Consider the following 10,010-nt stretch of genomic DNA (forward strand, 5'->3'; position numbering starts at 1 on the left):
GAATCATATACGTCTCAAGCCAGCTTTTTTGACGGCGATGAGATTCCTGAATATAATGCCGACAATCCAAAAGAATATAAGTTCAGCGGCAAACGTATTAAGCGCGGCTTGTATCGAACAAAGTCTGGCAAACTAATGAATGCTGATGTCAATGGCGCATTAAACATCTTAAAGAAAAGTAAAGCTGTAGACCTGAGTGTCTTATGCTCTAGCGGCGAAGTGGACACGCCTCAAAGAATAAGGATTGCTTGAAGCAGTCAAACTTCTTTGGAAGCCTCCACTTCAAATTTTCGCTAGAAAATTAAGTGGGGGTAGTTCACCATCATCGGTTATGTGTGGGTCAATCTTGACCCGCTCAGCAAAAAGCTCGGATTGATTTGGATCGCGATTGGACTCGTTTACCTGATCTTTTTGCGGCTCACGAACAAAGACTCTCGTCTAAGCGGGGAACTGTAGTCGCTTGTAAGGCCTGACGCCGTCATAAAAGGCGTTGGGTCTTTGATTTTTAGAGGCGATGAAACGTTTTTCCGATCTCGACGTATTACATAGATGAAAGGTATGAGATTACGGCGCCTTGTTAAGGCAAAACGCCGTTCATCCGCCAATAGGCGGGCGCCGATAAAACGTGGAAGGAGCCGGAGGAACATGAGCATGTTTGGAAAAGTCGCCGCCGATGTGCTTGGGTTAAGCGACATCGGTGCGGTCATTCAGCCGAAAGACTATGACAAAGTCGATGCCGATGATTATGTGATGCACGAGGATGGGGAGAAAATCTATTTTCTTATCAAATCAAAATCGGATGAGTATTGCTTCACCAACCGCGCGCTCATTCATTTGGACGGCACGAGCGCCGCGAGCAAAAAACGGACGCTGCGCCGCTACGATTACTACAAGCATCCGATTTCCGACGTATCGCTCGAAACGGCCGGGACGGTCGATTTGGATGCGGAAATTAAATTTAAAATTGGACCGCATTCCTACTCCATTGATGTGCATAAAAAGCATATTGAGGAACTGAAAGATTTGTATAAATCGCTGTTGGCGATCGCGGAGATTTGCCATGAAAACGAAACGAAGTTCCACTATGCGGAGCGGAGTTTGGAACTGGCGGCCAAGGTGTTGGCCAACATGCGCGGTGACGGCGCCAATGTGTCGGCGGATTTTCAAGCCGTGAATGAATACGCTTTTCGCTGGCTGACGGAAGCGAAAAAGAACTATACGGTGAAGGATTTCGGCTTTGTGTTTGACAAATATATTCAACAGTGACGAGATGAAGGTTGTATCGGGGAAAGACGCCGTGCCAGAGGTGAGGCGTCTTTCCTAATTTTTTTAGCGACATATGGAAAAGGAACGTTTCTCCGCAGCCGGAAGAAACTCAAAAGATGAGGTTTGTGGGAATCGATGAATAGGCAACATGGCGGCATTTGACATCACGGAGCTCGATGCAACGGCGCATGCGGCGTTCCGTACAAAACACGGACACTGGAGCCGAGCTGCCTGACCGCAAAAGTGATCGATGACCGCCTGCCGCCAGCCCACTGTAAAATTCACAGTTGTCAAATGCCAGGCCTTGCTTTAATATAAAAATGTCCATATCCGACAAATTCATCAACTCGCAGCAAGGCGCCGAAAAGGCTTAATAGGGAATCCGGTGGGAATCCGGAGCTGTCCCCGCAACTGTCAATGCGGACGAAATGAAATCGCCACTGTACGGACAGATGGCTTGCGCTGTTTTCCGTACGGGAAGGCTTCAGAGTAGGATGAAGCATGAGCCAGTAGACCTGCCTTGCTTGCCGCAGTTTCCGAATCTTCGGGGGGTGAGACGTGGAAACAGTCGTACAGGGCATTGTTGTGCCCATTGGCGGTCTGTTTCGTGCTCATTCCCCGTTCGGACGGAATGGGCTTTTTTGTTGTACATACATCATCGAAGGGGGAATGACGGATGAAACGTTGGACATGGCCGGCGGTGGTGGCGGTGTTCTTCCTTTTGGCCGCCGTGCTGGTCGGCTGCAGCAGTGGAGCCAATAGCAACGCCCAGCCTGCGAAAAAAGAAGAACCGAAAACGGAACAAGCGGCGTTTCCGGTGACGGTGAAAGACGGGCTTGGCGAGGATGTCACGATCAAAGCGGAACCGAAAAAAATCGTCTCGCTCATCCCGAGCAATACGGAAATCGCCTATGCGTTGGGGTTGGGCGATAAGATCGTCGGCGTCAGCGATTTTGACAATTATCCGGAAGACGTCAAAACGAAAACGAAAATCGGCGGCATGGAATTCAACGTCGAGAAAATCATTTCGCTCAAACCGGATCTCGTCTTGGCCCACGCGTCAAGCGCCCATAACTCGCGCGATGGCCTCAAGCAATTGAAAGACGCCGGCATTACCGTGCTTGTCGTCAATGACGCGAAGTCGTTCGACGATGTATATGCGTCCATCGACTTGATCGGCAAAGCGACCGGGACGTCGGACAAAGCGAAGCAAGTGATTGATGAGATGAAAGAGAAGCTTGCGAAAATCAAAGAAAAAGCGAAACAAATCCCGGCGGACAAACAGGCCAATGTCTGGATTGAAGTGTCGCCGCCGCCGCAAATTTATACGGCCGGCAAAGGGACGTTTATGGATGAGATGCTTCAAGTGATTTCGGCGAAAAACGTCGCCGGCAGCTTGGAAGGCTGGCCGATGGTGACGGAAGAAAAAGCCGTGGCCTATAAGCCGGATGTCATCATCACGACATACGGCGGAGCGAAGCAAGTGTTGGCGCGCGCCGCTTGGAAAGACGTGCCGGCGGTGAAAAACAAGCGGGTGTATGACGTCAACACCGACTTAGTAAGCCGACCGGGTCCGCGCCTTGTCGAAGGGGTCGAGGAACTTGCCAAAGCCATTTACCCGGATGTGTTCAAGTAAAATGTGGATGTATATATTGGCCGTCACCGCGGCCGTGTTATCGCTTCTCGTAGGGGTATCGACAGGATCGCTGTCGATTCCCTTTTCTTCTATTGTCCGCATTTTGGCGGCTGAATGGTTCGGAGCGGCGCTGCCTCGCCACATTCCGGCTGATTGGGTGCCGATCGTGATGGCGATCCGCTTGCCGCGCGTCGTGCTTGCGTTTTTGGTCGGGGCGTCATTGGCGCTGGCCGGGGCCGCGTTTCAAGGGCTGTTAAAAAATGCGCTCGCCGATCCGTACACGCTCGGTGTCTCGTCCGGCGCGTCGGTCGGGGCGGTGCTCGTCATCTTTCTCGGCTGGCAATGGCCGTTCTTTGGCACGTTCACGCTGCCGGTCGTGAGCATCTTGTTTGGCATGGCGACGCTTGCCGCCGTTTTGGCGTTCACTCGCGCTGTGGAGCGGCGCATGTCGGTTGAGACGATCATTTTAGCCGGCATTATCTTCGGCGCGTTTTTCAGCGCGTTCATTTCGCTCATGATCGCGTTGACCGGGGAAGAATTGCGGCAAATCATCTCATGGCTGATGGGGAGCGTGGCGATGCGCGGCTGGAAATACAGCGGGCTGTTGCTGCCGTTTTTTCTCGTTGGGGCCGCAGTGCTCATCGCCAACAGCCGCGAGTTGAACGCGTTTGCCTTTGGCGAGGAGGCGGCGCTTCATGTCGGCGTTGATGTTACGCACCGAAAAGTCATCATTTTGACGGCAGCGGCGCTGCTCACCGGCGCGGCGGTGTCGGTGTCAGGGACGATCGGCTTTGTCGGGCTTGTCGTTCCGCATATGGTTCGGCTTGTGTGCGGGCCGAACTACCGGGTGCTGTTGCCGCTGTCGCTCTTGTACGGCGGTGCGTTTCTTGTGCTTGCCGATGTGGCGGCGCGGACGATCATTGAACCGCGCGAACTGCCGATCGGCGTCATTACGTCGCTGATCGGCGCTCCGCTATTTGCCGTCTTGTTTTTCCGAAAAACGAAACGAAAGATGGGATGACGATGCTCGAGGTGCGGGCCGTATCGCATCGATACGGGCAGCAACAAGTGCTTGATGGTGTGACGTTTGCCGTGGAAAAAGGCGAAATATTCGGCATCTTAGGGCCGAATGGAAGCGGGAAAACGACTTTGATCAAACTCATCAGCAAAGAGCTGCCGCTGGCAAGCGGGGAGATCGTCATCGATGGCCGAACGCTCTCGGCGCTGTCTGCGAAGCAATGGGCGCGGATGGCCGCCGTCTTGCCGCAGACAGCGGAGGCGGCGCCCGGCTATACGGTGAGGGAAACGGTGGCGCTCGGCCGCTATCCTCATCAGCGCGGCTTCTTTCCGACGTGGACGGAGGACGATGAAGCCGCCCTCCGAGACGCGCTTGCGGCCGTCGGCCTGACGGGGAAAATCGATGAACCGCTCGAACGATTGAGCGGCGGCGAGCGGCAGCGCGCCTATTTGGCCCGCGCACTCGCCCAAGAGCCCAAGCTGCTCTTGCTCGATGAGCCGACGAACCATATGGATGTGAGCGGCCAAGTCCGGCTTTTGGACCGGCTCGCCGAAGCGGCGCACGCCCGCGGCTTGACGGTCGTCGCCGTTTTCCACGATATGAATGCGGCGAGCTTGTATTGCGATCGGGTGCTCGTGCTGAACAAAGGGAAAATAGCCGCGCTCGGCGCCCCTGCGGATGTCATGACGCCGGCGTTGCTTGAGGAAGTGTTTGCCGCGCCGATTGTGCGTCTGGCCCATCCGGCGTCGGCAACGCCGATGTTTTCGTTCATGCCGAACAAGAAGCAAGGGGAATCGCCGGTCGGCGGGCTGCGGCTTTCCTTTCTTGATGACGCCGCTGTGCTTACTGCGGCCGCGCCGCTTCGCGTCCTGTCCTCGGCATTGATCGGCGCCGGATTTCAATGGGCGACCCATTTTGTCAACCGCCAAGTCGGGTTGGATTACGATTGCAGTGATGCGGAAGGAGACATGCGCCGCTATTTGGAGCAGCACGGGTTTCCGCCGGAACGAACGGTCGGCATGATGACAGCGGTTGATGTCCGAGATGCTGTTTGGCTTCAGAAAGAAGGGGAAGCGTTTTCGGTTGCGGTCATGGCGACCGCTGGCGTCGGCAATGCCGTCGATGCCTCTCGGGCGTGGCAGCATCAGCCGCTAGCGGCAAGACCGGGGACGATCAACATGGTGGTGGTCATTGACGGAGTGCTGACGGAAGCAGCGTTTGTCCAGGCGGTGATGACAGCGACAGAAGCGAAGGCAAAAGCGCTCGCCGACTGTTCGGTTTGCGACCCGGAAACCGGGACGCTTGCCACCGGTACGTCGACCGATTCGCTCGCTGTGGCGGCGACGCAAACCGGGCAGGTCTTTGCCTATGCCGGAACGGCGACGGAGCTTGGCCGGGCGCTCGGCCGGCTTGTGTATGAGGCAACAGTTGAGGCGCTTGGCCGCTGGGAGAAGCGGAGGAAACGGCGATGACCCATTTGGCCGCATTGACGTTGGCGCTGTTTCTCGATGCCCTCGTGGGCGATCCGCGCTGGCTGCCGCATCCGGTGCGCGGGATGGGAATGATGATTGCGTGGCTTGATCGCCGCTGGAATCAAGGAACAAAGCGGCGGACGAAAGGGGCGGCGGCCGTGGCGGTCGTGTTGGCCGCTGTTTACGGGATATCGGCGTTCATCGTTTATGTGGGCTACGCGCTGTCCGTATACGTAGGGGTGGCGATCGAGGCGGCCCTCATTTTCACCGCCATTGCGACGAAAAGCCTCGCTGAGGCGGCTGAGGACGTGCGCCGGCCGCTGGAAGCAGGCGATCTTCCTGCGGCGCGCCGCGCGCTGTCCATGATCGTCGGCCGCGACACCGAGCGGCTCGATGAAGCCGGCATCACCCGCGCCTGCGTGGAGACGGTGGCGGAAAACACGAGCGACGGCATCACCGCTCCGCTCTTTTATGCGGCCTTGGGCGGTGCGCCGCTCGCGTTATTGTACCGGGCGGTGAACACGTGTGATTCCATGATTGGATACAAAAATGAGAAGTATCGCGAATTTGGCTGGGCGGCCGCGCGGCTGGACGATGCGTTCAACTACATTCCAGCGCGGCTGACGGCGCTTGTGATGGTGTTGGTCTTTGGCGGCCGCTGCTTTCGTTTGGCGCTGTCGATCTTATTTCGCGATGCCCGCCGCCACCCAAGCCCGAACAGCGGCTGGCTTGAGGCGGCGATGGCCGGGCTGCTTGGGGTGCAGCTCGGCGGAACGAATACATACGGCGGCGTGGTCTCGAGGAGGCCGACGCTCGGTGACCCGGCCGCCCCGCTTCGCGCCGCCCACATTCGCCAAGCAGTCCGCATCATGATTGGAACGGTGCTAGTGTTTACATTATTGCTATGGATTGGGGGGATAATCGTTGCGTTGGCCGGCGCATGGGGCGAATCCGCGCGCGTTGTATGAGCAATGCGGATTGGCCCCTCCAGACGAATACATTGATTTCAGCGTCAATACGAATCCGTACCGGCTGCCGTCGTCAGCTTGGCCGAGCGGTGAGGAGTGGATTCGCTGGGCCGGGGAGTATCCGGATTCGGAAGCGAAGGCGCTCAGGGAGCTCGTTGCCAAGCAGGAGCAGATTCGACCCGGACAAGTGCTGATGACGAACGGGGCGGCGGAGGCGATTTATTTGTTGGCCGCGCTATTTGCCGGTCGGCGCGTCGGCATCTTGGAGCCGACGTTTTCCGAGTATCGGCGCGCCTGTCTCGCTTATGGATGCGATGTGGAGGGATTCGCGGCCGATGAAGCGCGGGGCTTTTCTTATGACTTGGATGAAGCGACTGCCTGGGCAGGCAAGCAAGACATTATCTTTTTATGCCATCCGAACAATCCGACGGGGACGGTGATGGAGGAAGGTGAATTGAGATCACTGGTGGACGCGGCGCACACGGCTGGCACCTATGTAATCATCGATGAAGCATTTTATCCGTTTTGGCGCGGCGGGTTTACGGCGATGCGCTGGTTGGGATGCTATCCGCGCCTCATTGTGCTTCGATCGTTGACGAAAATCCATCACCTGGCCGGCGCGCGCCTTGGTTATGTCGCTGCTGACGAGGCGGTGATCGCTTCGCTGAAAACGCATCAGCCGCCATGGAGCACAAACGGCATCGCCCAACAATTGGCGCTTCGTTTCATGGCGATGGAATCGTTTGTCAAGTGGACGAAAGAACGGATCGCCGCCGAGCGGGAGCGGGTGTTTCGGTCGCTGCCTGCCGGGCGGTATGACGTCTCGCCATCGGTCGTGAATTTTTATTTGTTGCGTCCGTGTTCAGGACGGACAGAGGAGCTGTTTTTTCATTTGTTGAAGGAAGGGGTTGTGCCGCGCCATACGATGAATTTCCCGGGGCTTGACGGCCGCTACATCCGGCTCGCCGTCAAAACGCAGGTGGAGAATGACCGGCTGCTTGAGGCGCTTGAGAGGTGGGATGGATGATCGTGTTTGTGAGCGGCGCGGTGCGCAGCGGCAAAAGTGAAGCGGCAGAGGTGTGCGCCATCCGGCTGGCCGCTGGCGAGACGCTTCATTATGTTGCCACCGCCTGGGCTGCCGATGCGGAAATGGAAGAGCGCATTCGCCGCCATCAAGAGCGGCGCATGGGGATGACGGCGCCTTGGGTGGTGTGGGAAGCGCCGGAAGGGCCTGATCAGTTGTTGGCTGCACTTCGTCCGCCTGATGTTGTCCTTCTCGACTGCTTGACTATGTGGTGGGCGAATGTGTTATTTGCCGGAGATGAATGGAAAACAGAGGAAGGAGCGTTCGCCGCTGCCCGTTGCCTGCTCGACCAAGTGCGGGCGTGGGCGGCGGCATGCCGCGCTGTTGTCATTGTGTCCAATGAGTTGTTTTCTGGCGGCGTGCCGAATGACCTCGGCACATTTCGCTACATGAAAATGCTCGGTTGGCTTCATCAACAGTTGGTCGCGGAAGCAGAAGCCGCCGCCGTGGTGGAATGCGGTCTTCTTCGCGTGAAGAAAGGACGGTGGCCGCAATGAAGCGGGCATGGAATGGCTGGCTGCTGGCGCTGCAGCTGTTTACGATCATTCCCATTCAGCGTTCGATTGAATGGAATGCCCCGCATGTCCGCTGGCTTGTGCGCACAATGCCGCTGGCTGGAGCGCTGCTCGGGACGCTGGCTGCCTTGGTGTACGGCGCCTGTGCGGCGCTTTCGTTCGGTCCGCCTTCTTTTTTGGCTCTCTTTCTTCTTTGGCTTGGCATTTGGCTTGCCGGCGGGCTGCACGCCGACGGTTTTATGGACGTGAGCGATGCCTTTTTTTCGTACCGGGACGCCAAGCGGCGGCAAGAGATCATGGCCGATTCGCGCGTCGGCGCGTTCGCTGTGTTGTCGCTCATTTGTTTGTTATCGTTCCGCTGGCTGTTTTTGCATGAAGCGATCAAAGCGGGCATTTCCCCTGCCCTGTTTATTGCCATTCCACTGCTGTCGAGAGCCGGGGCTGTCTGGCTTCTTTCCGCCGGCAAGCTGGCCAAATCGACAGGAATGGCGGCCTCGCTTCGCGAATATAGTTCATGGCGCGATGCAGCATGGGCGCTGGGATTGGCATGCCTTGTGCTTTTGCTTCTTCCGGCGGCGGGCGTTCCGCCGGCGGCGGTTGTGGTGTTGGCTGCGGCGATGGCGCTTTGTTCCCTCGCGGCAAAGCCGTGGGCGGAAAAGCAGTTTGGCGGCGTGAGCGGCGATGTGCTCGGCGCGCTCATCGAAGGGGGAGAGACCGTGCTATGGGGCGTCCTTTGGCTGTTACGCTTATCCGTCATGGGATGACGGAACTGAATCGGCGCAATGCATATATCGGCTGGACGGACGCGCCGCTTTCGGCCGCGGAACATAGCAGGCTGCGCCGTTTGCGGGTCGAGTGGCCATATCCGGTCGACTGCATCGTGACAAGCGATCTTCGCCGTTGCTGGGAGACGGCGTCGCTGCTGTTTGGCAGCCGCGAGCCGGACTGGTGTACGAGCGGATGGCGCGAGCTTTTTTTTGGCGTCTGGGAAGGGAAAACGTTCGCCGAACTCGAAACGGATCTCGCGTACAACCGATGGCTCGAGTCGCCATTTTCGACGGCGCCGCCCGCCGGAGAAAGCTATGTTTCGTTTCAAGCGCGCATCAAACGGGCGCTCGCTGAGACGGTTGCGTTGGCTGAGCGGATGGGCGCCCGCCATGTGGCGATCGTCACCCACAGCGGTCCGATCCGTTTCGTGCTTGAACAATATGCGCCGGACGTTCGCCCGTTTTGGGAATGGAAGGTGCCGTTTTCCGGCGGGTATACGCTCGAATCAACGATCGAGCGTTGGAAAGGGGGAGAACGGTGCATTTCGTTGTCGGCGGTGCGTTCCAAGGAAAGCGAAAATGGGTGCGGGAACGGTACGGAATAAGCGACGGTGTTCATATCGTATGGCATGACGGCTATCAGGAGCCATACGGGTGGCCGGATGGCGCCAAGACGGCGAAAACAGTTGTCTTGGATGGGCTCGAAGCCGCCATCCGCCGCCTTCCGGACCCAGAGGAATGGGAGCGGTTTTTCTGCGCTTGGAAGCAGTGGGAGGAAGGAGCGGCCGGCCGCACGGTCGTCTGGATCGGGACAGACGTAACGCAAGGCGTCGTTCCGACTGACCGGCAAGAACGGCGCTGGCGCGACGCCGTCGGCCTGTGCTATCAACGGCTTGCCGCCGTATGCCATCGCGTCGACCGGCTTTGGTGCGGGTTGGCGGAACGATTAAAATAGGTAGCGTCAAAAGTTCTATGAAAACTCCACACAGATCATCCCATTGAGCATCGTGGGGCATGCGGAGGGCCGGATTCGCCCTTGACCAACACCCGCCAAAGGTGCGGAAGAGTCGTCAAGGGCGACGGGGACAAAAAAGAAGGCAATAAGAAAGCCGCCCTTGCCATGACCGAATTTTACCTTTGGCGGTGTTCGGTTGGTCAAGGGTTCGCTTCGCCGAATCCGGCAGGAGTTCTGTTCAACGGGCTCCGGAGGACAAAAAAGTCAGGCCGCCTCTTGTTGGAGAAACGCTTGTGCCATGGCGATCAGCTTCGTCCACCGGGCCGGCA

At 57.7% G+C, this 10,010-nt stretch carries 10 protein-coding genes, 1 pseudogene and 1 riboswitch; all 11 genes and pseudogenes read left to right on the plus strand.

The features are described 5' to 3' along the window. Window positions 1–252 (plus strand): annotated as a pseudogene (locus AP057_RS11370) (RNA-guided endonuclease TnpB family protein); the annotation flags it as partial. Between the two features lie 399 nt (window positions 253–651). Then, window positions 652–1,266, plus strand: a complete 615-nt coding sequence (locus AP057_RS11375; protein WP_055358769.1) for a PH domain-containing protein — start codon at window positions 652–654, stop codon at window positions 1,264–1,266. Window positions 1,267–1,604: 338 nt separating this feature from the next. Continuing rightward, a riboswitch (cobalamin riboswitch) is annotated at window positions 1,605–1,804 on the plus strand. Window positions 1,805–1,942: 138 nt separating this feature from the next. Next, entirely contained in the window at window positions 1,943–2,902 is a 960-nt protein-coding gene (locus AP057_RS11380) for an ABC transporter substrate-binding protein (RefSeq protein WP_049626497.1), read from the plus strand. After that, complete coding sequence (locus AP057_RS11385; protein ID WP_200910069.1) at window positions 2,889–3,923, plus strand: iron ABC transporter permease; 1,035 nt, start codon at window positions 2,889–2,891, stop codon at window positions 3,921–3,923. Before AP057_RS11380 ends, AP057_RS11385 begins: the two co-directional genes overlap by 14 nt. Continuing rightward, the gene (locus tag AP057_RS11390) at window positions 3,920–5,392 is read left to right on the plus strand and encodes an adenosylcobinamide amidohydrolase (protein ID WP_055358767.1); all 1,473 of its coding nucleotides are present in this window, start codon (window positions 3,920–3,922) and stop codon (window positions 5,390–5,392) included. Before AP057_RS11385 ends, AP057_RS11390 begins: the two co-directional genes overlap by 4 nt. Beyond that, window positions 5,389–6,360 (plus strand): adenosylcobinamide-phosphate synthase CbiB, encoded by a 972-nt coding sequence (gene cbiB, locus AP057_RS11395; RefSeq protein WP_055358768.1) that lies wholly within the window; start codon window positions 5,389–5,391, stop codon window positions 6,358–6,360. The genes AP057_RS11390 and cbiB overlap by 4 nt, the downstream gene beginning before the upstream one ends. Continuing rightward, complete coding sequence (cobD, locus tag AP057_RS11400; protein WP_049626500.1) at window positions 6,317–7,387, plus strand: threonine-phosphate decarboxylase CobD; 1,071 nt, start codon at window positions 6,317–6,319, stop codon at window positions 7,385–7,387. Before cbiB ends, cobD begins: the two co-directional genes overlap by 44 nt. Continuing rightward, window positions 7,384–7,941, plus strand: coding sequence for a bifunctional adenosylcobinamide kinase/adenosylcobinamide-phosphate guanylyltransferase (locus tag AP057_RS11405; RefSeq protein WP_049626501.1), 558 nt, complete (start codon window positions 7,384–7,386; stop codon window positions 7,939–7,941). The genes cobD and AP057_RS11405 overlap by 4 nt, the downstream gene beginning before the upstream one ends. After that, a complete protein-coding gene (locus AP057_RS11410) occupies window positions 7,938–8,723 on the plus strand; it encodes an adenosylcobinamide-GDP ribazoletransferase (protein ID WP_049626502.1) in 786 nt (261 codons plus the stop codon). Before AP057_RS11405 ends, AP057_RS11410 begins: the two co-directional genes overlap by 4 nt. After that, window positions 8,681–9,331, plus strand: coding sequence for a histidine phosphatase family protein (locus tag AP057_RS11415; protein WP_049626503.1), 651 nt, complete (start codon window positions 8,681–8,683; stop codon window positions 9,329–9,331). Before AP057_RS11410 ends, AP057_RS11415 begins: the two co-directional genes overlap by 43 nt. Further along, window positions 9,265–9,681 (plus strand): bifunctional adenosylcobinamide kinase/adenosylcobinamide-phosphate guanylyltransferase, encoded by a 417-nt coding sequence (locus AP057_RS11420; RefSeq protein WP_033013967.1) that lies wholly within the window; start codon window positions 9,265–9,267, stop codon window positions 9,679–9,681. Before AP057_RS11415 ends, AP057_RS11420 begins: the two co-directional genes overlap by 67 nt. Window positions 9,682–10,010 lie beyond the last annotated feature (329 nt).

The organism is Geobacillus sp. Sah69, from assembly GCF_001414205.1.
Taxonomy (GTDB): Bacteria; Bacillota; Bacilli; order Bacillales; family Anoxybacillaceae; genus Geobacillus; species Geobacillus stearothermophilus.

Excerpts from the sequence above, each read along its gene's own strand:
- AP057_RS11375 (WP_055358769.1), top strand. The coding sequence starts at position 652 with ATGTTTGGAAAAGTCGCCGCCGATGTGCTTGGGTTAAGCGACATCGGT.
- AP057_RS11380 (WP_049626497.1), top strand. The coding sequence starts at position 1,943 with ATGAAACGTTGGACATGGCCGGCGGTGGTGGCGGTGTTCTTCCTTTTG.
- AP057_RS11410 (WP_049626502.1), top strand. The coding sequence starts at position 7,938 with ATGAAGCGGGCATGGAATGGCTGGCTGCTGGCGCTGCAGCTGTTTACG.
- AP057_RS11415 (WP_049626503.1), top strand. The coding sequence starts at position 8,681 with ATGGGGCGTCCTTTGGCTGTTACGCTTATCCGTCATGGGATGACGGAA.
- AP057_RS11405 (WP_049626501.1), top strand. The coding sequence starts at position 7,384 with ATGATCGTGTTTGTGAGCGGCGCGGTGCGCAGCGGCAAAAGTGAAGCG.
- AP057_RS11390 (WP_055358767.1), top strand. The coding sequence starts at position 3,920 with ATGACGATGCTCGAGGTGCGGGCCGTATCGCATCGATACGGGCAGCAA.
- AP057_RS11385 (WP_200910069.1), top strand. The coding sequence starts at position 2,889 with ATGTGTTCAAGTAAAATGTGGATGTATATATTGGCCGTCACCGCGGCC.
- cbiB (WP_055358768.1), top strand. The coding sequence starts at position 5,389 with ATGACCCATTTGGCCGCATTGACGTTGGCGCTGTTTCTCGATGCCCTC.